Annotated in this window: 22 protein-coding genes and 2 pseudogenes; 11 read left to right on the forward strand and 13 right to left on the reverse strand. The window is 70.3% G+C overall.

What is annotated here, in order from left to right; all coding sequences use genetic code 11:
• Positions 1 to 140: 140 nt before the first annotated feature.
• The gene (locus K9S39_RS31420) at positions 141 to 674 is read right to left on the reverse strand and encodes a hypothetical protein (protein ID WP_248866717.1); all 534 of its coding nucleotides are present in this window, start codon (positions 672 to 674) and stop codon (positions 141 to 143) included.
• A gap of 644 nt (positions 675 to 1,318) precedes the next feature.
• Here K9S39_RS31420 and K9S39_RS31425 point away from each other — a divergent pair.
• On the forward strand, positions 1,319 to 1,642 hold the full coding sequence (locus tag K9S39_RS31425; RefSeq protein ID WP_248869039.1) for a putative quinol monooxygenase: 324 nt from the start codon (positions 1,319 to 1,321) through the stop codon (positions 1,640 to 1,642).
• Between the two features lie 47 nt (positions 1,643 to 1,689).
• On the opposite strand, the gene yczR is transcribed toward K9S39_RS31425, so the two are convergent.
• Entirely contained in the window at positions 1,690 to 3,159 is a 1,470-nt protein-coding gene (gene yczR / locus K9S39_RS31430) for a MocR-like transcription factor YczR (protein ID WP_248866718.1), read from the reverse strand.
• Between the two features lie 128 nt (positions 3,160 to 3,287).
• On the opposite strand from yczR, the gene K9S39_RS31435 reads away from it, so the two are divergent.
• On the forward strand, positions 3,288 to 3,797 hold the full coding sequence (locus tag K9S39_RS31435) for a universal stress protein (protein WP_248866719.1): 510 nt from the start codon (positions 3,288 to 3,290) through the stop codon (positions 3,795 to 3,797).
• 265 nt (positions 3,798 to 4,062) lie between these two features.
• Here K9S39_RS31435 and K9S39_RS43390 read toward each other — a convergent pair.
• Together K9S39_RS43390 and K9S39_RS31445 are read right to left on the reverse strand one after the other, a co-directional pair.
• Positions 4,063 to 4,254: pseudogene (locus tag K9S39_RS43390) on the reverse strand (IS701 family transposase); the annotation flags it as partial.
• Positions 4,255 to 4,348: 94 nt separating this feature from the next.
• Positions 4,349 to 5,260 (reverse strand): alpha/beta fold hydrolase, encoded by a 912-nt coding sequence (locus K9S39_RS31445; protein ID WP_248866720.1) that lies wholly within the window; start codon positions 5,258 to 5,260, stop codon positions 4,349 to 4,351.
• Positions 5,261 to 5,387: 127 nt separating this feature from the next.
• Here K9S39_RS31445 and K9S39_RS31450 point away from each other — a divergent pair, with 127 nt between their 5' ends.
• Positions 5,388 to 6,005, forward strand: coding sequence for a TetR/AcrR family transcriptional regulator (locus K9S39_RS31450; protein ID WP_248866721.1), 618 nt, complete (start codon positions 5,388 to 5,390; stop codon positions 6,003 to 6,005).
• A gap of 1,154 nt (positions 6,006 to 7,159) precedes the next feature.
• Positions 7,160 to 8,182 carry an SGNH/GDSL hydrolase family protein gene (locus K9S39_RS31455; RefSeq protein ID WP_248866722.1) on the forward strand — a complete coding sequence of 341 codons (1,023 nt, stop codon included), beginning with the start codon at positions 7,160 to 7,162 and terminating at the stop codon, positions 8,180 to 8,182.
• An 806-nt stretch (positions 8,183 to 8,988) separates the two neighbouring features.
• Here the strand turns inward: K9S39_RS31455 and K9S39_RS31465 are convergent.
• The 4 genes and pseudogenes from K9S39_RS31465 to K9S39_RS31480 all read right to left on the reverse strand — a co-directional run bounded on the left by K9S39_RS31465 (position 8,989) and on the right by K9S39_RS31480 (position 13,019).
• Entirely contained in the window at positions 8,989 to 10,212 is a 1,224-nt protein-coding gene (locus tag K9S39_RS31465; protein ID WP_248861321.1) for an IS110 family RNA-guided transposase, read from the reverse strand.
• 238 nt (positions 10,213 to 10,450) lie between these two features.
• Positions 10,451 to 11,473, reverse strand: coding sequence for a trypsin-like serine peptidase (locus K9S39_RS31470; protein WP_406708045.1), 1,023 nt, complete (start codon positions 11,471 to 11,473; stop codon positions 10,451 to 10,453).
• A gap of 471 nt (positions 11,474 to 11,944) precedes the next feature.
• Positions 11,945 to 12,085 (reverse strand): annotated as a pseudogene (locus K9S39_RS31475) (PhzF family phenazine biosynthesis protein); the annotation flags it as partial.
• A gap of 127 nt (positions 12,086 to 12,212) precedes the next feature.
• Positions 12,213 to 13,019, reverse strand: coding sequence for an SDR family oxidoreductase (locus tag K9S39_RS31480; RefSeq protein WP_248866723.1), 807 nt, complete (start codon positions 13,017 to 13,019; stop codon positions 12,213 to 12,215).
• Positions 13,020 to 13,392: 373 nt separating this feature from the next.
• On the opposite strand from K9S39_RS31480, the gene K9S39_RS31485 reads away from it, so the two are divergent.
• From K9S39_RS31485 to K9S39_RS31500, 4 genes are all read left to right on the forward strand, one after another.
• On the forward strand, positions 13,393 to 15,132 hold the full coding sequence (locus K9S39_RS31485) for an alkaline phosphatase D family protein (protein ID WP_248866724.1): 1,740 nt from the start codon (positions 13,393 to 13,395) through the stop codon (positions 15,130 to 15,132).
• 112 nt (positions 15,133 to 15,244) lie between these two features.
• Entirely contained in the window at positions 15,245 to 16,567 is a 1,323-nt protein-coding gene (locus K9S39_RS31490) for a multidrug effflux MFS transporter (RefSeq protein ID WP_248866725.1), read from the forward strand.
• Positions 16,568 to 16,644: 77 nt separating this feature from the next.
• Positions 16,645 to 17,727: a serine hydrolase domain-containing protein gene (locus K9S39_RS31495; RefSeq protein ID WP_406708176.1), complete on the forward strand. Its 1,083-nt coding sequence runs from the start codon at positions 16,645 to 16,647 to the stop codon at positions 17,725 to 17,727.
• A gap of 10 nt (positions 17,728 to 17,737) precedes the next feature.
• Positions 17,738 to 18,700, forward strand: coding sequence for a small ribosomal subunit Rsm22 family protein (locus K9S39_RS31500; protein ID WP_248866726.1), 963 nt, complete (start codon positions 17,738 to 17,740; stop codon positions 18,698 to 18,700).
• 20 nt (positions 18,701 to 18,720) lie between these two features.
• Here the strand turns inward: K9S39_RS31500 and K9S39_RS31505 are convergent, their stop codons facing one another.
• Positions 18,721 to 18,885: a DUF6243 family protein gene (locus K9S39_RS31505; RefSeq protein WP_248866727.1), complete on the reverse strand. Its 165-nt coding sequence runs from the start codon at positions 18,883 to 18,885 to the stop codon at positions 18,721 to 18,723.
• A 146-nt stretch (positions 18,886 to 19,031) separates the two neighbouring features.
• On the opposite strand from K9S39_RS31505, the gene K9S39_RS31510 reads away from it, so the two are divergent.
• Together K9S39_RS31510 and K9S39_RS31515 are read left to right on the forward strand one after the other, a co-directional pair.
• Positions 19,032 to 19,640, forward strand: coding sequence for a TetR/AcrR family transcriptional regulator (locus K9S39_RS31510; RefSeq protein ID WP_248866728.1), 609 nt, complete (start codon positions 19,032 to 19,034; stop codon positions 19,638 to 19,640).
• A gap of 143 nt (positions 19,641 to 19,783) precedes the next feature.
• A complete protein-coding gene (locus tag K9S39_RS31515) occupies positions 19,784 to 20,530 on the forward strand; it encodes a bifunctional DNA primase/polymerase (RefSeq protein ID WP_248866729.1) in 747 nt (248 codons plus the stop codon).
• A gap of 137 nt (positions 20,531 to 20,667) precedes the next feature.
• On the opposite strand, the gene K9S39_RS31520 is transcribed toward K9S39_RS31515, so the two are convergent.
• The 4 genes from K9S39_RS31520 to efeO are packed head-to-tail and all read right to left on the reverse strand — an operon-like array spanning position 20,668 to position 25,075.
• Positions 20,668 to 21,576, reverse strand: coding sequence for a hypothetical protein (locus K9S39_RS31520; protein ID WP_248866730.1), 909 nt, complete (start codon positions 21,574 to 21,576; stop codon positions 20,668 to 20,670).
• A complete protein-coding gene (gene efeU / locus K9S39_RS31525) occupies positions 21,527 to 22,519 on the reverse strand; it encodes an iron uptake transporter permease EfeU (RefSeq protein ID WP_248866731.1) in 993 nt (330 codons plus the stop codon). Before efeU ends, K9S39_RS31520 begins: the two co-directional genes overlap by 50 nt.
• Before the next feature lie 48 nt (positions 22,520 to 22,567).
• Positions 22,568 to 23,899, reverse strand: coding sequence for an iron uptake transporter deferrochelatase/peroxidase subunit (efeB, locus tag K9S39_RS31530; protein ID WP_248869042.1), 1,332 nt, complete (start codon positions 23,897 to 23,899; stop codon positions 22,568 to 22,570).
• Positions 23,900 to 23,923: 24 nt separating this feature from the next.
• Positions 23,924 to 25,075 carry an iron uptake system protein EfeO gene (gene efeO, locus K9S39_RS31535; RefSeq protein ID WP_248866732.1) on the reverse strand — a complete coding sequence of 384 codons (1,152 nt, stop codon included), beginning with the start codon at positions 25,073 to 25,075 and terminating at the stop codon, positions 23,924 to 23,926.
• A 219-nt stretch (positions 25,076 to 25,294) separates the two neighbouring features.
• Here efeO and K9S39_RS31540 point away from each other — a divergent pair, with 219 nt between their 5' ends.
• The gene (locus tag K9S39_RS31540) at positions 25,295 to 25,966 is read left to right on the forward strand and encodes a PhzF family phenazine biosynthesis protein (protein WP_248866733.1); all 672 of its coding nucleotides are present in this window, start codon (positions 25,295 to 25,297) and stop codon (positions 25,964 to 25,966) included.
• Positions 25,967 to 26,036 lie beyond the last annotated feature (70 nt).

Here is a 26,036-nt window from a genome sequence, read left to right on the forward strand (position 1 = left end):
GTCAACTACGTAGAAAGGAGGAACACATGCAACATACCGTCTTCCGTCGCCCCCGTGATCACCGATGTGATCACGGGGGCGCTCCCGGTCCCAGGAACGGAGTTCTCCGGATTTCCCTGTTTTCCTGAGTTCGACCCGGGTCAGGCTGGGGTCGTTTGCATGGAGCCCGTGGCGGCGAACGACTTCAGGCCGTTCGGCTTGGTGCATTCGGTCGGATTGCTTCCGCCTACGGCCTCCACGCGGAATTTCTCTCCCTTGAATTCACCGGATTTTACGGTTCCTTGGATGAGGTTCCCGCCCGTCACGTTCGTCAAGGTCCATTCCACAGTGGAATTCAGTCCATTGCTGGAACCGTCGTTCCAGAAGATGGTGCCCTTGCCTTTGATCTCGCCGGTGGTACAGCTGAAGGGGCCTGATCCGTGGCCCTCCATCCGGGCGGAGGTGATGTCCGGGTTGGAGGTGGTGCAGACGGCGCTGGTGACGGCGACCTCGAACGCCTGGTTGTCCATGTCCAGGGCGTCGATACCCGGCGTGAACTTGCCGCTGACCGTCGAACCGTTGCAGGTGCTCGCGGCGTGGGCGGGTGCGGCGGTCCCCAGCATCGAAAGGGTGCCGAGCAGCAGGGTGAGAATGGTCAGGAACGTCGTGCGGCGGCGTGGCCGCGATCGTTTCATCTTGACCTCCTTACAGGGGCTGAGTGCAGGAATCGGCTATGCCTGTCAACCCGTCACTTTATGAAGTCATATTGTCCGGCATTCCGTCAATGGGGTGGCCGGGCCCAAGTGAAGCTTGTTCAAAACTCGGGTACCAATGACCTTTTCGTGCGGTTCGGTGTCCGATTGAATGAACGTGCTGCGGCTATTTATTCGAACACGCCCAAAGGGCGTGTGATCTGTGTGGCGGGTGTTTGGTCGGGTGGTGACTGTGGTGTGGGTGCGTCGTCGTGGGGCTTGTGAGTTCTCGGCGCCCGTATCGCAGTGATGTGTCCGATGCCCGACGGGCTCTGATGGAGCCGGTTTTCACGGCGTGCCGGGCCAGGAGGGCCGGGCCGGGTACAGCGGCCCGGGTGCACGATCTGCGGGAGATCGCCGACGCGATCCTGTACCGCCGCCTGACCCGCGACTGCGAAGCCCTGCCCCAACGATCCCGGGCGATGGCCCACCGGGGGCATGTCGAACACGGTGGCTTGCGTCTTTCCGCCGGGCCCAGCTGGTCGGCACAGGCGCTGCCCGCCCGGATGGCGGGCGCGAGCAACGCCCAGGAAGCGAGGGAATGCCCCGTTTCACAGCAAATCTTCCGGGTGGCCTATCATCGACGAATGATCTTCATCGTCGTCAAGTTTCCCGTAAAGCCCGAGCACGCCGAAGAGTGGCCGAACCACGTCGAATCCTTCACCCGGGCCACCCGCGCCGAACCCGGCAACCTGTGGTTCGAGTGGTCCCGCAGCATCGAGGACCCCCACACCTACGTTCTCGTCGAGGCCTTCAAGGACGACGCCGGCGAGGCGCACGTCAACTCCGACCACTTCCGCGCCGGCCTCGAAACCATGCGCCCCCTGCTGCGCCGCACCCCCGACATCGTGAGCACCACCATCGAGGGAGCGGACGGCTGGAGCGCGATGGGCGAGATCACCATCGACTGACGAGCCGACCGTCATGTTCGGTGCCTCGGTCTGTGACGATGCCGGTCTCATGCCACCCAGCGCGTACGGTCCGTGTCGCCGACCCGGACCGCGAGTTCGCCGTCGACGGCCGCCGCGATGCGCTGCACCGCCTCCGTGCACACCTCTTCGGGCAGGGTGTACGGGATCCGGAGCCGGTGCTCGAACGTTCCCGGGTCCGCGCCGAAGCGCGCCCCGCCCTCGATCCGTACACCGTGGTCGAGCGCGGCCGCGGCCAGCGCCGACGCCACCGGGCGCCCCAGGTCGACCCAGAGGGAGAGGCCGCCGGGCGGCAACCGCCAGCGCCAGTCGGGTAGTTGGTCGGCCAGGGCGGCCGCGAGGGCGTCGCGCTGGGCGCGCAGCCGTGGCAGTCGTTGGGCCAGTACGGCATCGGTGCGTTCGAGCAGGCCGATCGCGACCAGCTGGTCGAGGGCGGACGTCGCGATGTCCGTCGGCACCCGGTGCGTAGCCAGTTCCGTGACCAGCTGGGAGCTCGCGCGTGCCCAGCCGATGCGCAGACCGCCCCAGTGGGTCTTGCTCAACGAGCCCACGGTGACCAGCTGTTCGGCCGCGCGGTGGGTCGCGAGTGCGGCGAAGGGGGCGGGCGCCGGGACGTCGAGCGCGATATCGGTGAGGGTTTCGTCGACGATCATCCAGGTGCCGGTGCGGCGGGCCGCGTCGAGGAGGCGCAGGCGCTGCTCGGCCGGCATCAGGTTGCCCGTCGGATTGTGGAAGTCCGGTACCAGATAGGCGAGTCGGGGCGCCGCCTGGCGCAGCGCGGACTCGGCCAGATCGCTGTCCCAGCCGTCCTCGGTCACCGGCACCGGAGTGGTGCGCAGTCCGGAGCGGCGGAGGGCGTCGAGGACCACGGCGTACGAGGGGTTCTCGACCAGGACGCGGTCGCCGGGGCGGCCGAGCAGCCCGAGCGTGAGGGAGACCGCCTGCTGTGCACCGGAGGTGATCAGGATCTGGTCGGGCAGCGTCGGCAGTCCGCGGCGGGTGAACCGGTCCGCGACTGCGGCCCTCAACTCCGGGAGCCCGTAGGGGTGGTAGCCGGCGGTTGCCGCGAGACGGGGCAGCTGGGCACTTGCCGCGCCGAGCGCCTCGGCGAGCTCGGACTGGGGCGCGAAGGGCGCGGCGAGGGCGAGATCGATGAGGTCGTCCTTGGGCGTGAAGGCGGCCACATTGGACGGCCGCCGCCCCTCGGGCAGCACGGTCCAGGTGCCGGAGCCGCGCCTGCTGTGCGCATAGCCGCCCTCGCGCAGCAGGTCGTACGCCGCCGTCACGGTGGCCCGGCTGACGCCGAGTGCGGAGGCCAGCTCGCGTTCGGCCGGCAGACGGGTGTGCAGGGCGATGCGTCCGTCGAGCAGCAGGGTGCGTACGCCCTGCGCGAGGGCGCGGTAGCCGGGGCGGTCGCCGGCCGTGGCGCTGAGCAGTCCGGCGAGACGGTGGCTGCCGAGCGTCCTGTCCACGGAATGGTCCACGTGAATGTCAGCCATGCCAACTTCCCTTGATTGGCCCTGCTCTTCAGGCCAATGACTGTACAGACTCGCAGTCAGGCGGCCGAGGTGGCCTGGACGCCGCGGAACCGCCGCGGCTGCCGGGGCACGCGGGACAGGAGGAACCGATGATGAGCGGGGACGGCGTGAGCGGGGACGACAAGCGGGTCGTGGTCGGAGTGAACGGCTCGCCGGCGAGCCTGGCGGCGCTGCGTGCGGCCGCCGCCGAGGCCAGGAGCGGTGGACGGCGCCTTGTCGCGGTGTATGTCTGGGAGCCACCGGAGGGCGAGGTGCTCTATCTGCGCAATCCGGAGCGCATCTGGGCCAGTTACTGGAAGGAGCAGGCCCGTGGCCGCCTCGACCGCGCCTTCAACGATGCCTTCGGCGGTACGCCGCCGGGACTCGACGTCGAGCGCAAGGTGGTCCGGGACCGGCCGGACCGTGCGCTGCTCGCCCTTGCGGACGGCCCGGACGATCTGCTGGTCATCGGTGCCGGGGGGCATCGGGGGCGGGTGCGGCGGCGGATCCAGAACCGGGCGGAGAGTGCCGTGCTCACGGTTCCGGCGCCGTCGCTCCCGAAGGGGATGCGGCGCCGCCTGCGCCGGGTGAGCCCGGCGGACTTCGCGGAGGTGTCCTGACCTGACCTGTGGTGTCCGTGGTGTCTGTTGCGCCTGTCGGTCGCGTTCCGTCCCGGGGCGGTCGGCGCCGGGGCATCCCGCGGGCGACGAGTACCGGGCGGGTCTCGAACAGGCCGTCGACGCCAAGTGGCCGGCATCGAACCGCCCCACGCGGCCGACGCTGAGGTCATGCCCGGACGACCATTGTGCGGACGCTGCTGGTAACGACCTTGGGAGCGACTGATTTCGGGACATGGGGGCTTGGGGGCTTGGGGCACGAGGCCGACAGCCGCTGCAGCCCGTCCGGTGTCCCGTGACCTGCGTACTCCGTGAGCTGCCAGCCGTTCTTCCTGCCGACCGGCCCCGGCAGGCCCCGCACGTAGTCCCGCATCCGCCGTCGCGGCTCCGCGCGGCAGAACCGTCCACCCACCCGCACCAGCAATGACTCCAGCTCAGCTGACCACGATCCGATCTCCATACGATCCGCACCGGACCGACGTCGCACCGCGACGACACGTCACGAACCATCGGCGGCGATGGTGGTCAGTCGGCGGAGTCCATGTCGATGGTGGTCAGTCGACGGAGTTTATGAAGGTGAGCATCCGGTTGTTGATCTGCTCCGCGTGGTCGATCTGCGGTCCGTGGCCGGTGTTCGAGACGATCTCGGCGCGGGCGCCCGGTATCAGACGTGGGACGCGCTCGGCCTGGCGTTGCGGGTGCACGAGGAGGCTTCGCTTGCCGAGCAGGAGGAACAGGGGGGTGTGGATGGTGCGCAGCTCGTCCGCGCCGAGGGGGAGTGGGGCCGGTCGCCGTATGCGATAGGCGCGGACGCCGGACCTGATCATCGTGCGCAGCTCGGGCACGACGAGGACCGGCTGCTCCAGCCAGGCTGCCAGGCGCGGGCGTAGCGCCTTGGGTACGAAGGTCGCAAGGAGGCTGGCGAAGATCCAGACGAAGAAGCGCAGGCCCACCTTCTCCAGTCCGCCGGGGTCGAGCAGCGTCACGGAGGCGAGGCGGCCGGGCTTGCGGTGCGCCTGGTTCAGTACGAGCCAGCCGCCGTAGGAGGAGCCGATGAGGTGGACGCGGTCGAGGCCGAGGCCGGCGAGTGCCTCGTCCAGCCACTGGGCGGCGCGTTCGGGCTGGTGGAGGGGTTCGCGCTGGACGCTGCGGCCCGGGTCGCCGGGGGTGTCGAGTGCGTAGACGGGCCGGTCGGCGCTGAGCGCGGCGGTGTTCGGGTACCACATGGCAGAGCAGCTGCCCGCACCGTGCACCAGCACGACCGGGGTGCGGGACTCGGCCGCGGGGTCGGTGGGGCCGTACCGGTAGACGTGGGTCGTCCCGAAGCTGGTCTCCACGTCGAGTTCCGCACGGATGCGCGCGCCCATCGCGTAGACCGCGTCGCAGGCCGTGAAGTACCGGTCGCGCAAGGCGTCGTTGACGTAGCGGCCGACATCGGCGCGGGCCGCGGTCCTGGTCTCGGACACGGTGAGTCACCTCCGGAAGCGGTTCACTTTTCGTGGTACGACCGTACCACATTGGTGGTACGGCTGTATCATCAAGGTGCCCCCTGGCGGGCCCGGAGCCAGGAATCGACGAGCGGAGACGCGGCTGATGCCGAAGCGTGTGGACCACGAGGAGCGGCGCACCGAGATCGCCCAGGCGCTGGTCCGGGTCGCCGGACGGCGCGGACTGCACGCGGTGGGAATGCGCGATGTGGCGGCGGAGGCAGGGGTGTCGCTGCGGCTGGTGCAGTACTACTTCGAGACCAAGGAGAAGTTGCTGCTCTACGGACTACAACACCTGGCCGCCGGATTCGGTGAGCGGGTCGCCGCCCGGATCCGGGCCGCCGGGGAGAACCCGGGGCCGCGCGCGATGATCGAGGCCATGCTCTTGGCGTCGTTGCCGGCCGACGAAGAGAGCCGCGCCTTCCACCTCGTCTACACCTCGTACGCCGTTCTGGCAGCGACCGATGCCGCGCTTGCCGCTCAGCCCTACATGAAGGGCCCCGACGCCGCGGAGGACACTGTGACCGGACTGCTCCAGCAGGCGCAGGACGCGCGTCTGACGCGGCCCGGTATCGAGGCACGTGTGGAGGCGATCAGCCTGCTTGCCATGGCGGCGGGGCTCGGGACCAGCGTCCTCGTCGGCCAGCGCAGCCCGGATGCCGCCGCCGCCGTCCTGGACCACCACCTGGACCGGATCTTCCGAGACGGCGGACGCAGCGACTGATCGCCATCGGCTACGAGGCGGGTCAAAGTTTCAGCGTCACCGTGCGCGACATCAGCAAGGCGAACTGCGTCGTTCAGTCCGCGAAGGACGCGGCAGGCGATGCAGTCCGGATCAACGGTGTGATCTATGTCGACGGCGAAGGAATGCCAACGCCTGTGCCCCTTCCATCCGGTAGGCCGAAGCCGGCCGCCACCGGGCCCACCGCCACACCCCCTGTCGCCGACCACTGACACTGTCGTGTCGTCCGACGATGGATTGAAGATACAAGGTAGTTCTCCACAACCGCAGTGCCGGTGAACCGCGGTGCTGGTGTCCGGGGCTCTTCGCAGCTCCATCGCCCGATGGAGTGACGGACCCGAATGGGCACCACCGCGACCGCTCCGTGATTCCGGGCGCTGCCGAGGGCAACGCCCCTGGTAGGGCCGCCTTCTCAGGGTCTCGGGCCCATCTCCGGGATGAGTGTCGCCCATGGGCATCCGATGCAAGGGGCGCCGGTACCGGAGTACGGGGAAACGTGCCGTAGGCCCGAAATCGGCGCAGGCGGAGCGCGCACGGCGAGGCCGACACCTCACCGGACAGCGACGACACCGCCGAGCCCGGTGCCTGAGCGTCACGCTCAGCTACCCGTCGGTTGGCTCGCCGCTCGTCAACGGCACCCCAGGCAGGAGAGTTCAGCAGGCGGGAGAGTTCAGCGCCGATGCTCTCGCCCGGGAAGAACCGATCGCGGCAGGGCACGCGTACCGGGTCCCGGCGACGAGGAGCGCCGGGACCGCGATCGCTGCAGACCGCGTCCACGGACATGACTCACGGAACCCGCCCGTGTGCCGTTGTATTGAGCAGTCACGCGTGACCGTGCACGCGGTGTGCATCGTGGTGATCCCGGCGCGGCGTATGCGCAGGTCGCAACACCTTCGAGCGGAAGCGCCGATCATCCCCGGCGGCTCCACCCCACCCTGGCCGTGGTGGACGGGCCGTACGGCTGCTGGCCCGGAACTGCTCGGCGGTCATGACTCATGCCGAGCCGAGGGGGCGCCGGTCGTCTGTGCCCCGTCCACCTGAACGGGGGGCGGTGGCATCCCACGTCAGTCACGCTGTAGGTACGTTGGGTGAGGCGCCAGTCGGGCAGGCCGCGGCGCGATACCCAGGACGTGCAGATGAGCAGATCACGAATGCCCACCACCGCTCGCCTGACGCTGGCCGGGGCTGCCGCCCTTGCCATGGCGGGCGCCGCCCTCGCCCCTCCGTCGCCCGCCCGGGCCGATCCCGCGGGCCGTCCCGAATACGTCGCGCTCGGCGACTCCTACAGCGCCGGGGTATTCGTCCGCCGCTGGGACGAGCAGGACGGCTGCGGCCGCTCCTACCGCAACTACCCTCACCAGGTCGCCGAACGGCTCGGATACGCACTGAAGGACGTGACCTGCGGGGGCGCCGAGGTCGGCGACGGCGTCTTACAGCGGCAGCCGGCGTCCAAGGTTTACGGACCGCCGACGACCCCGCCGAAAGGGGGCTGGTCCGCACGGCCCGCGCAGGTGGACGCGCTGTCCTCCGGCACCAGGGTGGTGACCGTGAGTGTCGGGGGCAACTCCATCGGATTCGGGTCGATCCTGGCCAAGTGCGTGGCGGAGGGGAGTAGTTCATCGCAGCCCGCGCCCTGCCAGGACTACTTCACCAGCGGTGACGGTGCGCAGTGGCTGAAGAAGCGGCGCGATCAACTCGACCGCGACCTCGGTCACATGATGGACGTGATCCGCGGCCGCGCGCCGAACGCCAAGGTCGCCGTCGTCGGTTACCCGGCCATCGCCGCGAAAAGCGCCGGCTGCGACTTCCTGAACTGGAAGCAGCTCGGCACGATCAAGAAGGCCGATATCTCCTGGATCGACAGGTTCGAACGGGACGTCAACGCCCTGCTCGAAAAGCACGCCACCGACCATGACGCGGACTATGTCGACACCTACGGCCCCAGCGCGGCGCACGGGGTATGCGAGAGCGGCGGCGCGAAGTGGATGTACGGGATCCGGGACGACCTCACCGGTGACGGAGACCAGGCCGACAAGCCATCGGAGAAGTGTCGCAAGATCCCCGGCACCGCTGAAGCCTGCACCCTCGTCCACCCCAACGCACGGGGGCTGGACAATCAGGCGCGCCAGGTGATCCGGGCGCTGGCCTCGGGAGGTTGACCGGACACGCGTCCGCCGCACCGGGAGGCATGGAACGGGTCGCGGCGTTTCCCCTCCTGGCGTGGACGCCGGCTGTCGGCGTCCACGGACTGATCCGCCAACGAACGCGCATGCAGGATGCGGTGAACTGAAAGCGGTGGTGATGCCCCGGATGCCCCTGCCCGGTCCTCGCGGATCACCTTCGGACAGGCTGCGGCGGCGGGGAGCGCATGACCGCGATCACCAGGTTCCGGCCGCTGCTTTGCGGCTGGCGTGTGAGCTAAGGACTCCGGAACCGTGTACTCCAGGTCGGAGCCGTGTACTTGAGGTGTGGTTTCCGAGCCGGAGCCTCAGCTGTTGGCCAGGGTGCGGTCGAGGAGGGGGAGCAGGCGGTCCCAGTGGCGCTGCAGTGCGGAGGGGGCGATGCTCTACGAGCACCGGGCCAACCGGCACGAACCGTAGCAGTGACGATCAAAAACCCGACCGATGCCTGGAGGTTGACCAGTGCGTCCGGGATGCCTTCGGCGTTGAAGGCGTCGATCCGGCGGGTGAGGTCCTGCTGGGAGGTGCTGACGCGGGCGCATCTGACCGGCTGGACCTGACCCGTGCGGACAACCCGCACATCTCCTTCAGCGCGGGCATCCACTACTGCAGCAACGCCCCGAGCGGAGGCCGAATTTGCGATCCGGGGCTGCGGGAGCTGATCGTGGAGGTGTGAGCACGGCCGTCCGGCCGTGCTGCTGACACGAGGCAGGCCACCCTGACGCCCTCGCGTGGGCGGGTGGGTGGCCTGCCGAGTCGTGTCAGACACCCCATGTCGTTGAAGGTCAAGCGGCATGGGGTTGGGCGTGGTGCGACCATGCGGTCGCTTCGTCGTAGCGGGTTCGTGTTTTGAGGCAGCCGTGGAGGATGCCGACGAGGCGGTTGCCGACCTGTCGCAGGGCCGGGTTGTAGTCGATGTCACGGGCGCGTTGTTTGTCGTAGTAGCGGCGGGCGCCGGGGGACGCCCGCAGGGCGCAGAACGCCTGGCGCTGGAGGGCATCGGCGAGACGGTTGTTGCGGACGTATCGGGCCTGGACGGTGCGGCTCTTGCCAGAGGCCCGGGTGACGGGGCTGGTCCCGGCATAGTTCTTGCGTGCCTTCGCGGAGGCGTAACGGGTGGGATCATCTCCGAACTCGGCGAGCACCCGGGCCCCGGTGATCTCCCCGATGCCGGGCATCGAGAGGTAGATCTCAGCGTCCGGGTGCGCGAGAAAATGCGCCTTCACCTGCTCTTCCATCCCGGTGATCTGCTCGTTCAGCGCGATGATCAGCCGCGCGTGAGCGGTCACGGCTGCCGCGTAGGCTGCGGTGACCTGCCCGGGCAGGGCGAGCTGTCGCTCGCGGAGCGCGGCCTGGATGGTGGCCGCCTTCGCGTCGCGGTTGCGTCGGCGATGCCGGGCCAGGACGGCCGTGACCTGAGTGCGGGTCAGCTTCGCCGCCGTGGCCGACGTGGGCGCCTTGATCAGCAGTTCCATGGCGTCGGAGCTGGTCAGAGTCAGGTCGGCGTAGGCGGTCAGGGCGGCGGGAAAGTACTCGCGCAGCGTGCTGCGTAGCCGCTGGAAGGTGCGGGTTCGTTCCCAGATCAGGGTCTGGTGGGCGCGGGCGACGACCTTGACGGCCTGGGCCTGGCCGCTGTCTCCGGCCACCGGCCGCAGCTGGTCGCGGTCGATGCGGACCATGTCGGCGAGCGCGTGCGCGTCACCCTTGTCGCTCTTGGCCCCCGAGGAGGCGTACCGCTCCTTGAACCGGGCCACCTGCCGGGGATTGATCGCGTAGACCTGGTAGCCGGAGGCAACCAGGGCCTGGACCCACGAGCCCCGGTCGGTCTCGATCCCGACGACCACCTCCCCAGGATCCAGCTCACCGCCGTGACGGGCGATGAGTTCGTGGAGCCTGGCGATGCCGGCGACTCCTTCGGGCAGGTTCGCGGTGGCCAGCTTGCGGCCGGCCTCGTCCTGGAGCTCGACGTCGTGGTGGTCTTCGGCCCAGTCGTCACCGATCAGCAGCAACAAACCCTCCCCAAGTGTGTTCTCGTTGCGCGTCGTAGCCTGCGGAAGGCACGGCGCGCGGCCTAATGGACCCAGTGCTCACGCCCCGCGGGGCGGGCACGCCACCCCATCAGCGGTCTGGCCTCCCGGCCACCAGCAGGGGCACGGTCTGACACCAGAACTCGACTGCTTCCGGCGGCGATAGTGCTCACCTGCTGGCGGCTACGGAACCGAGCATTCCCCGGCCCCGTAGCTCCCATTAGGCGGACTGTGCCTTGTCGTAGAGGTCCTTGGCGTCATCGCCGAAGTAGGGGCCGAACATGGTGTCGGGGAGGAACTGGTATCCGAAGCTGTTCACGGAGGACTGCAGGCCGGTACCGGTGGATTCGTCGAACGAGGTGAACCACGGGCCGCCGCTGGAGCCACCGGTCATGTTGCAGCTCAGGCCGTGGTCGTCGGAGAGCAGCGGGTCCTTGATCGTGGTGCCGCTGCAGTAGATCAGTTTGCTGCCGTCGTACGGGTCGGCGGCGGGGTAACCGAAGGCGTACATCTCTTTTCTGTAGCCGGTGTTGAAGGCCAGTCCCTGCCCGCCGACGACGTCGGTGAGCTTCTTGCCGTCGAGCGGCCCCACGACCGCGGCACCGACGTCGAAGTTGATGTCCTCGCTCGCCGTCCACTGCGGAGTGGCGAGCGTCGTGGTGGCCGCCCACTTGCCGTACGGGGCCTGGCCGTCGTGGTAGCCGGGCACGAACACCCAGTCCTTGTGCCAGGCGCCGTCCATCTTCACGCAGTGGCCGGCGGTGATGACCGTGCTCTTGTTTTCGCTGGTCACCGCGTTGCCGGAGCAGGATGCCTGACGGCCCTGGTAGGTGAAGAACACCCGTCCCGCGGTCTTGACCACCGCGCCGCCCCCGGTCCACGGCCCGCCGGCCTCGGGGATCGTGGACGGCGTCTGCGGCAGCTTGGGGAGGGTGGGCTTCACCAGTCGCTCGGCACCGCGCCGTACGGCCTTACTGAGCGCGCCCGGGGATGGGGGAGAAGTTGAGAGCTCGGGGGAGGGCAGCAGGTCCAACGGGGGCGCCGAGCGCATCCGTTCCGCCGTCCAGAACGACACGAGACGGGACTGTGAGCCGGCCGCTGATGGCTCGGCGGCGCCCGCCGCTCCGGTCTGGAGGAGCGAGGCGAGCAGCGTTCCTACGGCTATCAGGGCGCCCATGGCGGCGCGGGGGACACGAGGGGGTCGGCTCACGCATGACTCCTTCTGCAAGGGCCCGCGCGGCATGGAGCGCGGGCCGAGTGGGGGCCGGACGGCGTGTGTGGTGCCGTCCGGGCAGACGAGCGGTGCGGATGTGAATCGGAGGACCGGTGTGTGAGGAAAAGGGTCCCACTGGAAGCGGCCTGCTGTAAGGGGTCGCGCAGTAGCCGATGGTGAAGTGACCGAACCCGGTACCGCCGTCAAGGGCGTGATGACCGGCGGAACTTGAGGAGATTCACGGCGGGAAGTTCCCGGAAGCGCCGTGATGCCTCATGCGTCAGACATCGTATGCGTCGGACATTGCGTGTGCGTCAGGCATCGTGTGTGTCAGGAATCGTGGGCGGCAGGCATCGCTCTCGCCGATGACCTCGCCGTACCCGTCACGTGCGACCGGGGACACCCCGTGCGCAGTTCGACCGTCAACTCGACCGTCAACGGGCCGGGACGCCCCGGGTCGTGGCCCTGGTGGAGGGTGAGCGTGGCCGGGTCGGCGACCAGCGCGGTCAGGAACGCCGTCTCCGAGTAGCCGAGTTCGGCGGCGATGGCGGGTTGTGCGGCGTCGTCCAGGTCGGCCGCGTCCAGCACGACGCCGGCCGGGTTGCCGCCCTTCGGGTCGTTCGAGAAGGCGGTGTAGCGCAGGACCTCGGGGGCCTTGCCGGTCTCGGCGGCCTCGGAGGTCTCGGGGCGTCCTGGGCGGTCTCGTTCGCTGTCATGGCCGGGGAACCAGCCGGTCGCCCGTCCTGTTCCCCATCGCGGGCCCGCCGCCTCAGCCCCGGCCGATATACGGCATGTTCGTCGCCAGCACCGTCGCGAACTGCACATTGGCCTCCAGTGGCAGCGACGCCATGTGGACGACGGTACGGGCCGCATCCGCCGCGTCCATCACCGGCTCGACGGCCATCCGGCCGTTCGCCTGGAGGATGCCGGTCTGCATCCGGCCGGTCATCTCGGTCGCCGCGTTGCCGATGTCGATCTGGCCGCAGGCGATGCGGTACGGCCGGCCGTCCAGGGAGAGGGACTTGGTGAGGCCGGTCGTCGCGTGTTTGGTGGCGGTGTACGCGATCGAGTGCGGGCGGGGGACCTGGGCGGAGACGGAGCCGTTGTTGATGATCCGGCCGCCCTGCGGGTCCTGCGCCTTCATGGCGCGGAAGGCGGCCTGTGCGCAGAGGAAGGAGCCGGTCAGATTGACGTCGACGACCGTGCGCCAGTCGTCGTACGACAGCTCGTCCACGGGGGCGGGCCGGCCGAAGGTGCCCGCGTTGTTGAAGAGCAGGTCCAGCCGTCCGAAGCGATCGTGGACGGCGGCGAAGAGGGCGTCGACGTCTTCGGGGCGGGTGACGTCGGTCGGTACCGGCAGGATCGTGACGCTGTTGCCGCGCTCACCGGCGTCGGCGTGAGTGGTGCTGCCGGCCTGGCCGTACAGCCGGGACGTCTCCTCCAGGGCCTCCGCGCGGCGGCCGGCCAGGACCACCTGCCAGCCGGCGTCGAGCAGGGCGTGGGCGACCGCCCGTCCGATGCCGGAGCCGGCGCCGGTGACCACGGCGACCTTCCTGGGCTGAGTGTTCTGTGCCATGGCGGCAGCGTAAGGGGCCTACGGGGAGATGCGGGGGCGGCCCGCTCAGTCGCCGTGGCAGCGCTGGAGCACCGCCGCTTTCGTCGCGGCGAACTCGTCCTCCGCGAGGCCCCCGTCCCGGCACGATCCGTACGGCGTCGCCGTCGAAGGTCCATGGGCCGTTCCGCACCATCGGTTCCGCCATGCCCGAATCCTGCGGAGCGGGCATGGCGGCCCGTCGGGGTCGTGCCACGGGATGCGCCGATTGTCCGGGGGCGTCCGTTGCGGGTCCAGTCCTCATCCTCCTGTCATGCATGCGTCGTACACGGGACAGCGGCACGCCGTCCCCCGCCCCTCCAATCACGGGTGTCAACCACCGTCAGGGGAGGGGCAGATGACACACCACGCAGCCCACGAGCAGGCGAACGCAGACCACGGCCCCGAGATCCGGGCCGCAGGTGCGCTCCTCGCGTCCGCAACCCGACCCGCAACGGCAGGCGCAGGTGCGCTCCCCGCGCCCGCATCTCGACCCGCACCGGCGGGCGCCGCCGCGAATCTCGGCCGCCGTCGCTTTCTGACCGTCACCGGCGCCGCCGCCGCGCTCGCCTTCGCCACCAACCTGCCGGCCACGGGCGCGTACGCGACCGAGGCCGACGCGCGGAAGATCACCGAGAACCCCTTCACCCTCGGTGTGGCCTCCGGCGACCCCCTGCCCGGCTCCGTGGTGCTGTGGACGCGCCTCGCCCCGCGCCCGTACGAGCCGGGCAACGGGATGCCGGACGCCAGGGTCGCCGTCCGCTGGGAGGTGGCCTACGACGAGAAGTTCAGCCGGCTCGCGGGCCATGGACGGGCCGACGCACACCCGGAGTTCAACCACTCCGTGCACATAGAGCCCACCGGCCTCGCCCCGGACCGCGTCTACTACTACCGCTTCCGCGCCGGCGACTGGATCAGCCCCGTCGGGCGCACCCGCACCGCGCCCGCCCGCGGCGCACAGATCTCCGGGCTGAAGCTCGGCGCCGTTTCCTGCCAGGCGTACCACGACGGCTACTTCACGGCGTACCGGCACCTCGCGCAGGAGGACCTCGATGTGGTCTTCCACCTCGGCGACTATCTCTACGAATACCCGGTGACGGCGGTGGGCGGCGCCCGCAACTACACCGACCGCACCCTGCCGGACCTCTTCAACCGCGAGACGGTCACCCTGGACGACTACCGGCTGCGGTACGCCCTCTACAAGTCCGACCCCGACCTGCAGGCCGCACACGCCGCGCACCCCTTCGTCGTCACCTGGGACGACCACGAGGTGGAGAACAACTACGCCGCCGACATCAGCGAAAACCGACTCCCGCCCGCCGAATTCCTGGCCCGCCGGGCCGCCGCCTACCGCGCGTACTGGGAGAACCAGCCACTGCGCCGCCCGCAGCGGCCCGACGGCCCGGACGCCCGGCTCTACCGCCGTGTCCACTACGGACAGCTCGCCCAGTTCGACATCCTCGACACCCGCCAGTACCGCTCCGACCAGGCGTACGGCGACGGCTGGCAGACGCCGGGCCCCGCTTCGCAGGACCCCGCGCGCACCCTGACCGGCGCGGCGCAAGAGCGCTGGCTGATCGACGGCTGGCGTGCGTCCTCGGCGCGCTGGAACGTGCTGCCGCAGCAGGTCACCTTCTCCGAGCGGCGCAATGCCACCGGCGCCGACTACAAGGTCAGCATGGACGCCTGGGACGGCTATCCGGCCTCCCGCGAGCGGCTGCTGACGGGCGCCGCAGCGGCCGGGGCGGACAACCTCGTCGTGCTCACCGGCGATGTGCACGTCCACTACGCCTTCGACATCAAGCGGGACTTCGGCGACCCGGAATCGCCCACCGCGGGTGTGGAGTTCGTCACCACCTCGATCTCCAGCGGCGAGGACGGCGCGGACAGGCCCGCCAACTGGGACACGTACCTGGCGGCCAACCCGCACCTGAAGTTCTACAACGGCCGGCGCGGCTATCTGACGGTCACGCTCGACCAGCACACCGCCCGCGCCGACTACCGCACCGTGACCGCCGTCACCACTCCAGGGGCGCCGGTCGGCACGGCCGCGTCCTTCGTCTCGGAGGCGGGCGACCCGGGGCTGAAGTCCGCCTGAACGACGGGTCTCGGGCCTTTGGTCGTAGGTCCGACGAACCAGGCCGAAGCGGGCCGGGACCCGTCCCGTGCATGCCACCATGGTGCATCGCTCGATGACCATGGAGACACTCATGACGGACCCCGGCCACGGTACGGCCGAGAGCAAGGACCTGCCCGCCATACCCGGGCGGGACGCACCGGCGGCACCGGTCGCGTCCCGCCGCACCAGCCTGCTCGTCACCCTCGTCCTCGGCGGCCTCACGGCGGTCCCGCCGCTCTCCATGGATATGTACCTCCCGGCCCTGCCGCAGGTCACCGCCGTTCTGCACAGCCCGGCCGCCACCGTGCAGCTGACCCTCACCACCTGCCTCGCGGGCATGGCCCTGGGGCAGATGATCGTCGGCCCGATGAGCGACAAGTGGGGGCGCCGCCGTCCGCTGCTCGCCGGCATGGTGATCTACATCCTGGCCACCGCGCTGTGCGCGGTCGCCACCAGCGCCGAACTCCTCATCGCCTTCCGCCTGTTGCAGGGCCTGGCGGGCGCGGCCGGCATCGTGATCGCGCGGGCGGTGGTGCGCGATCTCTACGACGGTGTGGCGATGGCCCGGTTCTTCTCCACCCTGATGCTGATCTCCGGGGTGGCGCCGGTCGTCGCCCCGCTGATCGGCGGCCAGATCCTGCGCCTCACCGACTGGCGCGGTGTCTTCGTCGTCCTGACCGTCGTCGGCGTGCTGCTCACCCTTCTGGTCTGGCGCACGCTGCACGAGACGCTGCCGCCCGCACGCCGGCACTCCGGCGGTCTCGGGCAGACGCTGCGCACCATGCGCGATCTCCTCGCCGACCGTCACTTCTCCGGCTATCTCCTCGTCGGCGCCTTCGCGTTCGCTGCGCTCTTCGCCTATATCGCCGCTTCGCCGTTCGTCGTCCAGGAGATCTACGGCGCCTCCCCGCAGACCTTCAGCCTGCTGTTCGGCGTCAACTCCGTCGGTCTGGTGCTGGTCGGCCAGCTCAACGGAAAGGTGCTGGTCGGCCGGGTCGGCATGGACATCGTGCTGGGCATCGGGCTGGCGCTGATCACGGCCGCCGCGACCGGTCTGCTGCTGATGGCGTCCGGAGTGTTCGGCAGGGTCGGCCTGGCGCCGATGGCCGCCGGTCTCTTCCTCCTGATGGCCCCCATGGGCCTGGTCCTGCCGAGCGCCAACGCCCGCGCCCTGATGCGCACCCGGCACGCGGCCGGCTCCGCCTCCGCCCTGCTGGGCACCTCGACGTTCCTTCTCGGCTCGGTGGCCTCCCCGCTGGTGGGCATCGCGGGGGAGCGGACCGCCGTGCCGATGGCCGTCGTGCAGCTTTCCTGCGCCGTTTTGGCGCTGTTGAGCTTCCTGGGGATGTGCCGGCCATGGCAGCGTAGTGGGGAGACCACCGAGCGTACGTCCGGCGAGGGGACCAGGCTCTGAACACACCGCGGCTCGGACACGGCACGCCCGCTCAGGCGGGACTCGACCCCGCGTGGCTGGAGCGGCTGGTGCGGGGTGTGCGGGAGCTGCCCGAGGGGCGGCCGGCCTGGTGCGCGGGCGCCGTCGTCCTGGCCGGCCGCGGCCCGGTCGTCGCCGCCGAGGCCGCCGCGGGCTGGGCGCTGCGCTATCGCTGCTACGACCCCGAGCGGGACCGCGGCATCGAGCTGCCCCGGGAGCGCTGGGAGCCGATGAGGGTGGGTACGGTCTTCGATCTCGCCTCGGTCAGCAAGATCTTCACCGCCATCGCGGCCATTCAGCAGGCCGAGCGGCGCGGCCTGGACCTCGACGAGGAGGTCCGCGCCCATCTGCCCCGCTTCGCCCCCGGTATCACCGTCCGCCAGCTGCTCACCCACACCTCGGGGCTCCTCCCCGAGCTGCCGTTCCACGACCGCCGGGGGCGGGCCGGGCAGCTGGCGCCGCTCTGGGAGGAGGCGGCCGCGCCGTCGGGCCCGCACGGCACCTACCGCTACTCCGACCTCAATCTCATCGCGCTCCAGCTGGTGCTGGAGCAGGTCACCGGACGCCGCCTGGACACCCTCGTACAGGAGGGCATCACGGGCCCGCTGGGCATGTCCAGCACCTCCTACGGCCCGCTGGCGCCGCTGGGGGTGGCGGCGACCGAGGACCAGCGGCGGCCCTGGGCCAAGGCGGAGCGCGGCATGGTGCGCGGGGAGGTGCACGACGAGAACGCCTGGGCGCTGGGCGGCGTCGCCGGGCACGCCGGCCTCTTCTCCACCGCTCAGGACCTGGCCGTGCTCTGCCGGGCGCTGCTCAACGGCGGCGCGTACGGCACCGCACGGATCCTCGGACCGGACGCCGTGCGCGCCCTGCTGGACCCGCCCGGCCTGGGCTTCGCCGTCGACCAGCGGTATTTCATGGGCGAGTTGGCGGGCCGGGGCGCGGCCGGTCACTGCGGTTTCACGGGCACCAGCCTGGTCCTGGACCGCGCCACCGACACCTTTCTGATCCTGCTCGCCACCACCGTCCACCCGGTCCGCCGGAACGGCGGCAGCGGCCCCCGCGCGGCGGCCGCGACCCGGCTGGCCCGTGCGGTCGCCTGCTCCGGCCGGGCAGGCGGCGCACCCGTGCGGGACCCGTAGAATTCGTCCAATGCACGACGAACTGCGCGCCGCACTGGCCGGCCTGCTCGACGGCCTGCCGCCCACGCACGCCGCGCAGGCCGTCGACCGGCTGATCGCCAACTACCGGGGCCGTACCCCCACCGACGCGCCGGTCCTCCGGGACCGCGCGGATGTCGCCGCGTACGCCGCCTACCGGATGCCCGCGACCTTCGAAGCGGCGCGGGCCGCGCTGTCCGCCGTCGCCCTACGGGTGCCGGACTGGTCGCCGGCCACCCATGTCGACATCGGCGGCGGCACCGGCGCCGCCACCTGGGCCACCGCGGACCTCTGGCAGGGACGGCGCAGCACCGTACTGGACTGGGCGCAGCCCGCGCTCGACCTGGGCCGTGAGCTGGCGGCCGGGAGGCTGCCGGACACCGACTGGCGGCGGCGGGTCATCGGCGACGGACTGGCCGTCCCGCCCGGCACGGATCTGGTGACGGTCTCCTACGTCCTCGGTGAGCTGCGGCCGGAGGCCCGGCGCGCGGTGGTCGCCGCGGCGGCCACCGCGCAGGCCGTGGTCCTGATCGAGCCGGGCACCCCCGACGGCTACCTCCGTATCCGCGAGGCCCGCGACCAGCTGATCGCCGCCGGACTGCGGATCGTCGCGCCCTGCCCGCACGGCGACGGCTGCCCGATCGTCCCCGGGGCGGACTGGTGCCACTTCGCCGCCCGGGTCAGCCGCTCCTCGCTGCACCGCCAGGTCAAGGGCGGCTCCCTCCCGTACGAGGACGAGAAGTTCAGCTATGTCGCGGCCACCGCCTTCGAGGCCCCCGCGGGGGAGCCGGCGGCGCGTATCGTCCGCAGGCCCCAACTCCGCAAGGGGCAGGCCCTGTTGGACCTCTGCACGGCCGATGAGGGCCTGCGGCGGGTCACCGTCACCAAGCGGCACGGCGACGGGTACCGCGCGGCCCGCGACGCGTCGTGGGGCGACGACTGGCCGCGTTCCTGACGCGCCTCCGTGTGGGCGGTTCACCTGCGCCGTTTGTTCTCTTGAAGCCTGCGCAGCAGTTCACGGCGCTGCGCCTGCGGATCGGGGCGGCCGCCGCCGTTCCGTCCGCCGCGCAGCGCTCCGCGGGAGAGCTTGTTGCGGGTGCCTCCGACTCCCAGCATTCCGCCGGCATGTCCCTTGCCCATGTCTGATCCCTTCGTCGATCGACCGGCCGATTTCGCGTGATGCGCAGTGGGCGAGACGGAACGTCTCGATCACTGTTCAGGATGAGGCGAGACGCACCGTCTTGTCAAGACGATACGTCTCGCCTCTTTCTCGGTAGAATCCCCCCATGGCCAACAAGACCGCCCCCGACTCCTCCCGCCGCAGCGAACGCTCGCGCCGCGCGATCCTCGACGCCTCCCTCGCCCTCGTCGGCGAGGTCGGCTACGACAAGCTCACGATCGAAGGCATCGCCTCCCGGGCCGGCGTCGGCAAGCAGACGATCTACCGCTGGTGGCCGTCGAAGGCCGCCGTCCTGCTGGACGCCTTCACCGCCGGCGTGGACGAGGACTACGCCCAGGGGCTGCCCGACACCGGCGATCTCACGGCGGACCTCAAGTCCGTACTGCACGCCACCGTCGACGAATTCAACGACCCGGCGTTCCAGGCCCCCTACCGCGCCCTCGCGGTGGCCGGCGCGAACGACGAAGAACTGTCCCGTACCTTCGTCTCCCGGCTCATCGAACCCGGCATCCGCGTCTATGCCGACCGGCTGCGCGCCGCCCAGGAGTCCGGCGAGGTGGCCGCCGACGCCGATCTGCGGGTGGCCGCCGAAATGCTGCTGAGTCCCTTCTCACAACGCTGGCTGATGCGTACCGGCGAACTGACCTACGACTTCGTCGACACCCTCGTCGACCTGGTCATGCGTGCGCTGCGCCCCGGTTCCGAGTCCGTCTGAGACCATCCGGCAACCTGCCGACCATGGCTTGAATTGCCCCTATTCGCCCGCCCTTCGTTCACCGCGGATCTCCACACCGGTCACCTGAGAGGCGCGAAGGTGGCAGCATTGATCCCACACCACCGCTCGAAGTGAGGGGATAGATGGAACGCAAGAGCAGGTTCTCCCAGTGGCTGCGCCGGCCGAAGAGCGGGTCGGACGGCGGCGATACGGACACGGGATCAGCGGTCGCGCCCGGCCGTGCGGACCTGCTGCTGGCCGCGTCCGCCGCGGGTTTCCCCATCGCACCGGCGGCGCACCCGTCCGGCTACGGCTGTTCCTGTGAGCGCATCGGCTGTCCCACCCCCGGCCGGCACCCCGTCTCCTTCGGCTGGCAGACCGTCGCCACCACCGACCACGACAAGGTCGCCCGCTGGGTCCGCACCCTCCCGCAGGCCAACTTCATCACCGCCACCGGTATCGCCCACGACGTCCTGGACGTCCCCGTCGAAGCGGGCCGCAGCGCCCTGGGCCGGTTGGACGCGGCGGGCATCGAGGTCGGGCCCATCACCCTCAGCGGCGCCGGCTTCGGCGACGGCCGGATGCTGTTCTTCACCGCCACCCGCGGCACCCCGGACGACGAGGACGAGTGGTGGCCCTGCGAACTGGACTGCCATCCCGAGACCCTGGACGACCACCCCGGTCTCCGCTGGCACTGCCGCGGCAGCTATGTCCTCCTGCCACCCTCGTTCCTGCCCGGCGAACAGCCCCCGGTGACCTGGCTGCGCGGCCCCGAACTGCCGCTCCCCGACCCGCTGACGCTGCTGGAGACCCTCACCGACGCCTGCGCGGAGTACATCGACCGCCGCCCCGACCACGAGACGGCGGCCTGGTCCCCTTTTTGCGCCTGAACCGGCGCCGTCCCCCAGCCAACGCGGGGAGGTGCCCCCACTCGCGGAGGTGGTAACTCGCCGTGGGGGATGCTCAATCGATGGTTGCGCGACAGGGGCCGCCGATCCGGGGCCCTTGCCCGTTGTTCGTGCGGCGATTACAGCGCCTTCGCCGACGTTATCCGCTCGACCCGGTTCAGGATCCGGATCTTGCCGTCGGCCCCCTTGGCCGGGACCTTCACCGCCTGCCCCGAGACCCAGGTGAAGGTCATCCGGTTGCTGTTCTTCCATGACCCCTCGACGAGGCCCTGGAGCTCCTTCGTCACGGAGATCTTCGCGCCCTTGTACCACGTCTTCTGCATATGGGAGACGGTGGAGAAGAACACCAGCGCACCGCCGTCCTTCGTCCGCAGCGCGACCGGCGGGTAGCTCGCGGGCTGGTCCTCCCACTGGAGGCGGGCACCGATCGGATGGGACTGCTTGACGCGGTTCGCCCGCAATGTATCGGTGTACCTGCCGGGCGCGAACTCGTCACCCTTGCCGGTGTTGAGGTAGTCCGCGTATGTCTTGCCCAGTTTGCCCGGGTCCACCTTCAGGCCCGACGTGCTGTCGGCGGGCACCGCCTCGGCGTAGCCGCCCTCCGTCTTCAGCTCCGGCGCCCTGTTGTTGGGGAACGTGGCGAAATACACCGCGCGCCATTGCTCTTCGATGCTGTCGCGGCTGAACACCAGGAACCACCGCATGGCGTTGCCCTTGGCGTCCGTACGGTTGGTGAGGGCGTCCGCGAGGAAGTACTTCGGCCAGCCCGCTTGCTTGGGCACCGCGACGTGCTCGTCGTGGAACTTCAACGGCCGGAAGTTCGGGTAGCCCTGCGGCCGGACACCACGCGCCGCCTTCAGCCCCGCCTGGTCGATCGCGTGCAGCGCGCCCGCCTCGTAGGAGGCGTTGAGCTTCGGGTCGAGCTTGCGGTTGGCCTCGGTGTAGCGCTCCGCGAAGTACTTGAGCGCCTTGACGCCGTCAGCCTCGGACACCGCCGGCAGCATCTCCTTCTCGCCGTGCACCGTCATGCAGCCGCTCAATATCACCAGCGCCGCCGCTGCCGACGTCAGTGTTGCGGGCACCCGGAACGGCGACCTGCGTGTCATGGGGCTCGGGCTCCTTCGGGGCGACCGGGGCGGACTGGGTGGCCGCCGGGGTGGCACGATTCGGCGCAACCCTACCGGGGGCCAGGAAGAACACGAGCGTCGGGATCAGATACAGAGCCCACACCGTGACCTGAAGGACGGTCGGGTCCGGCTGGAAGTTGAAGACGCCCTTCAGCAGGGTCCCGTACCAGCTGTCGGCCGGGATCTGCTCGCTGATGTCGAACGCCCTGCTGCCCAGCCCCGGCAGGAAATCCGCCTCCTGGAGGTCATGGAAGCCGTACGCCAGCACGCCCGCCGCGACCACCACCAGCATGCCGCCGGTCCAGGTGAAGAACCGCGCCAGGTTGATCCGCACCGCACCCCGGTAGAACAGCCGGCCCAGCACCACGGACGTCAGCAGCCCCAGCAGCGCCCCGGCCAGCGGCCGTACGCCGTCGTTCGCGGACTGCGCGGCGGTCCACACGAACAGCGCGGTCTCCAGGCCCTCCCGGCCCACCGACAGAAACGCGGTCACCACCAGCGCCGTGGTGCCCATCGCCAGCGCCGCGTCCAGCTTGCCGTGCAGCTCCCGCTTCAGATGCCGTGCGGTGCGCCGCATCCAGAAGACCATCCAGGTCACCAGGGCCACCGCGATGATCGACAGCAAGCCGCCGAGCGCCTCCTGCGCGGTGAACGTCAGCGTCCGCGAACCGAACTGGAGCGCCGCGCCGAATCCGAACGACAGCGCCACGGCGAGCGCGACACCGCTCCAGACCGGCCGCAGCGCCTCCCACCGGCCGGTCTTGACCAGATAGGCGATGAGGATGCACACGACGAGGCCGGCTTCCAGCCCTTCACGCAGCCCGATCAGATAGTTGCCGAACACGTCGGTTCCTCCCCTTCCTTCGCGACTTGCGTGATGAATTCGACAACATCAGGCAGAACGGCCGAAAAGCTCCCGGCCCCACCAGTCGTTCTTGTCGCGGACGCCCGGCGGGACGGCGAAGATGCCCGAACCGACGTGCTGGATGTATTCGTTGAGCACATCGTCGCGCGCCAGGCTCTGCTGGATCGGGATGAACCCGTTCCGCACGTCCCGCTGGTACGCGAGGAAGAACAGCCCGGCGTCCAGCCTGCCCAGCCCGTCCGTCCCGTCCGTGAAGGAGTAGCCGCGGCGCAGGATCCTCGCCCCGCCGTTGGTGTCCGGGTGCGCGAGCCGTACGTGCGCGGTGGGCAGCATCGCCTTGAGATTCGGCTCGTCCCGCTCGCGCTTCTCGCCGACCGGAGCGCCCTCACCCTTGTCCCGGCCGAAGATGTCCTCCTGCTCCTTGAGCGAGGTGCGGTCCCAGGTCTCGATATGCATCCGGATCCGCCGGGCGACGAGATACGAGCCACCCGCCATCCAGTCCGGGCCGTCCCTCCCGCCCACCCACACATGCTTGTCGAGGGCGGCGGTGTCGGTGCCCGAGATGTTCCGGGTGCCGTCCTTGAAACCCATCATGTTGCGCGGGGTCTGGGCCTCCGGCGTTGTCGAGGAGGTCTTGCCGAAGCCCAGCTGCGACCAGCGGATGGCGATCCTGCCGAAACCGATCCGGGCCAGATTGCGGATCGCGTGCACCGCGACCTGCGGATCGTCCGCGCATGCCTGGACACACAGATCGCCGCCGCTGCGCTTCCTGTCGAGATTGTCCCCGGGAAACCGCGGCAGATCGATCAGTGCTTCGGGCCGCCGGCCCTTGAGGCCGAACCGGTCCGTGCCGTCCTTCTCGAAGAGCGTCGGACCGACGCCGAAGGTCAGGGTGAGCCGGGACGGCGGCAGGCCCAGCGCCTCACCGGTGTCGTCCGGCGGCGCCTCGGCGAGCCCGCCGACCGCGCCCTCCCCGACCGCAGCGCCCGCCGTCATCCGCGCCGCCGCCTTCGTCCACGCCTTGAGCAGCGCGATCAGCTCGGCGCGGTCGTCGGTGGTGACATCGAACGCGGCGAAGTGCAGCCGGTCCTGGACGGCGGTGGCGATACCGGCCTGGTGCGTGCCGTGGAAGGGGACCGCGGCGCCGAGGGTGTCGTCCGGGACGGCAGGCCGGCCGTCGCTGCCGGGGCGCAGCGCCACGGCCGTGCCGCCGGCCGCCACCGCGCCGAGGGCCAGCCCCGCGCCGCCCCAGCCCAGCAGCGAACGCCGGGAAGGCGCCCGGCCGTTGGCGTCCCCGGTGGCCGGCTCGTCCCCAACGGCCGTGCTCTCGACGGACGTACCGTCGTCGTCCCGCGTCATCATGACCCCCTGCCTCGCGGCGGACTACTTGGTGGTGACCACGGCCGCGGCCAGCTTGGACAGCGGCTCGGCCAGCGCGTTGACACCGTCGGACAGCTCCTTGCGCGCACCCTTGCCGACCGTGTCGTACGAGACGAAGCCGTCGGCGGAGTCGCTGTCGCGGTGCTTGTCCAGGCGCTTCTCGATCGCCGCGAACTGCTTGTCCAGCTCCTTGGCCAGCTCCGGATCGTTCTTCGAGGCGACCGGCCTCAGCAGCTCGTACGCCTTCTTCGCACCCTCGACATTCGCCTGGAAGTCGAGCAGATCGGTGTGGCTGTAGCGTTCTTCCTCGCCGGTGACCTTGCCGGTGGCCACCTCGTCGAGCAGCTCCTTGGCGCCGTTGGCCATGCTGGTCGGGGTGATCTCCGCGGTGCCGACCCGCTTCTGCCAGTCCTTCAGGTCGGCGATCAGCCGGTCGGCGAGCGCGGCGTCCTCGTCGGAGATCTTCTCCGACTCCCACAGGGCCTTCTCCAGCTTGTGCCAGCCGGTCCACTTCTGGCCGTCCGACAGGCCGTCCTCGCGCACGTCCACCTTCGGGTCGATGTCACCGAACGACTCGGCCACCGGCTCGGTGCGCTCCCAGCCGACACGGGAGACGGCGTACGCCTGCTTCGCCGCCTCGACGTCGCCCGCCTTGACGGCCCGGGCGAACTTCTCCGCCCTGGGCAGCGTCTCGTCGGCCTGCCGCTGTACGTACTTGCGGTACGCGGCGACCGCGGCATCCAGCTTCGGGTCGCGCTCGGCGGTGGCGCCCTTGCCGGTCGCGGTCACCTTCTGCCGGATGCCGTCGCCCTTCATGCCCGGCTTGCAGGCGATTTCGTACGCACCGGGCTTGATCTCGGCGGTGATCTCCACGCTGGTGCCGGGGCCGATGTTCTCCCGCTCGGTGACGATCCGGTCGCCGGGCGCGTAGACATACACCTCGGTGACCTTGGAGCCCTTGTTCTCCACCGCGAGCCGGACATGCCCGGCGGGGAACTCCTTCGTGGACAGCTCACAGGCGGTGTCGGACGCGGTCACCTCGATGGCGCCCTTGCCGCCCCCCTTGCTGTCGTTCTTCTCGGCACAGCCGGCGACGGCGGTGAGGCTCGCGGCCACCGCGATGGCGGTGACGACGGAAGAACGAAGGGCTCGCATACGGGCTCCAGGCGGCGTCGTCGGTCCGGGCGGTACGGGGCGGCGCAAAATAAGGCTGGCCTAACTTAACCGAGGCTTACCTGGATTCCGCCCGCTCTGTCCAATGATTCGGCTCTCACGGACCACGCCCCGGTCGCGGAGCAAAGGGGCATAAGGCCGTGGAACGGATCGGCCCCGCATCCCGAACACCCCCACTGACCAGTGCTGTTGAATGGCCGTATGACCGAACTCGATGTGCTCCGGGTGTTTTGCGGCCCCGACGGGGCGGGCGGGAACCCGCTGGGTGTCATCCGCGACGGCTCGGCCCTCCCCGGTACGGCCGAGCGGGCCGCGCTCGCCGCCGAACTCGGCTTCAGCGAGACCGTATTCCTCGACGACGTCACACGCGGCACCGTCGATATCCGCACCCCCGGCGTCCGGCTTCCGTTCGCCGGGCACCCGCTCGTCGGCCTGGCCTGGCTGCTGCGGAGCCTGGGCCGGCCGCCACGGACCCTGCGCCCACCGGCCGGCGAGGTCGCGGTCCGCTACGACGGGGATCTCACCTGGGTGCACGGGCGCATCGAGTGGGTCCCCGGGCGCCGGACCGAGCGGTACGCCTCGGCTGCCGAGGTCGACCGGCTGCCCTCGCCGCCGCCGGGGGAGGGCTGGCTCTATGCGTGGGCCTGGCAGGACGAGGCCGCCGGTGTGGTCAGGGCGCGGGCCTTCCCGCGGAGGGGCGACAACGTCGTGGAGGACGAGGCCACCGGCGCCGCCGCGCTGCTGTTGACTCATGAGCTGGGCCGCCCCCTCGACATCCGTCAGGGCGTCGGCTCGCAGATCCTGACCCGCCCGCGGGCGGACGGGACGATCGCGGTGGGCGGACGGTGCGTATTGCTGCGCCGTAGTGGCTGATCCGGCACTACGGGTGCGTGTCGGTACGCCGTAGCGGGCGATGCGGCAGAGCGGTCGAAACGCCCGCCCG

Source organism: Streptomyces halobius, assembly GCF_023277745.1.
Taxonomy (GTDB): domain Bacteria; phylum Actinomycetota; class Actinomycetes; order Streptomycetales; family Streptomycetaceae; genus Streptomyces; species Streptomyces halobius.

Excerpts from the sequence above, each read along its gene's own strand:
- K9S39_RS31420 (WP_248866717.1), bottom strand. The coding sequence starts at position 674 with ATGAAACGATCGCGGCCACGCCGCCGCACGACGTTCCTGACCATTCTC.
- K9S39_RS31425 (WP_248869039.1), top strand. The coding sequence starts at position 1,319 with ATGATCTTCATCGTCGTCAAGTTTCCCGTAAAGCCCGAGCACGCCGAA.
- yczR (WP_248866718.1), bottom strand. The coding sequence starts at position 3,159 with ATGGCTGACATTCACGTGGACCATTCCGTGGACAGGACGCTCGGCAGC.
- K9S39_RS31435 (WP_248866719.1), top strand. The coding sequence starts at position 3,288 with ATGATGAGCGGGGACGGCGTGAGCGGGGACGACAAGCGGGTCGTGGTC.
- K9S39_RS31450 (WP_248866721.1), top strand. The coding sequence starts at position 5,388 with ATGCCGAAGCGTGTGGACCACGAGGAGCGGCGCACCGAGATCGCCCAG.
- K9S39_RS31455 (WP_248866722.1), top strand. The coding sequence starts at position 7,160 with ATGAGCAGATCACGAATGCCCACCACCGCTCGCCTGACGCTGGCCGGG.
- K9S39_RS31470 (WP_406708045.1), bottom strand. The coding sequence starts at position 11,473 with ATGCCGCGCGGGCCCTTGCAGAAGGAGTCATGCGTGAGCCGACCCCCT.
- K9S39_RS31480 (WP_248866723.1), bottom strand. The coding sequence starts at position 13,019 with ATGGCACAGAACACTCAGCCCAGGAAGGTCGCCGTGGTCACCGGCGCC.
- K9S39_RS31485 (WP_248866724.1), top strand. The coding sequence starts at position 13,393 with ATGACACACCACGCAGCCCACGAGCAGGCGAACGCAGACCACGGCCCC.
- K9S39_RS31490 (WP_248866725.1), top strand. The coding sequence starts at position 15,245 with ATGACGGACCCCGGCCACGGTACGGCCGAGAGCAAGGACCTGCCCGCC.
- K9S39_RS31500 (WP_248866726.1), top strand. The coding sequence starts at position 17,738 with ATGCACGACGAACTGCGCGCCGCACTGGCCGGCCTGCTCGACGGCCTG.
- K9S39_RS31505 (WP_248866727.1), bottom strand. The coding sequence starts at position 18,885 with ATGGGCAAGGGACATGCCGGCGGAATGCTGGGAGTCGGAGGCACCCGC.
- K9S39_RS31510 (WP_248866728.1), top strand. The coding sequence starts at position 19,032 with ATGGCCAACAAGACCGCCCCCGACTCCTCCCGCCGCAGCGAACGCTCG.
- K9S39_RS31515 (WP_248866729.1), top strand. The coding sequence starts at position 19,784 with ATGGAACGCAAGAGCAGGTTCTCCCAGTGGCTGCGCCGGCCGAAGAGC.
- K9S39_RS31520 (WP_248866730.1), bottom strand. The coding sequence starts at position 21,576 with ATGACGGTGCACGGCGAGAAGGAGATGCTGCCGGCGGTGTCCGAGGCT.
- efeB (WP_248869042.1), bottom strand. The coding sequence starts at position 23,899 with ATGACGCGGGACGACGACGGTACGTCCGTCGAGAGCACGGCCGTTGGG.
- efeO (WP_248866732.1), bottom strand. The coding sequence starts at position 25,075 with ATGCGAGCCCTTCGTTCTTCCGTCGTCACCGCCATCGCGGTGGCCGCG.
- K9S39_RS31540 (WP_248866733.1), top strand. The coding sequence starts at position 25,295 with ATGACCGAACTCGATGTGCTCCGGGTGTTTTGCGGCCCCGACGGGGCG.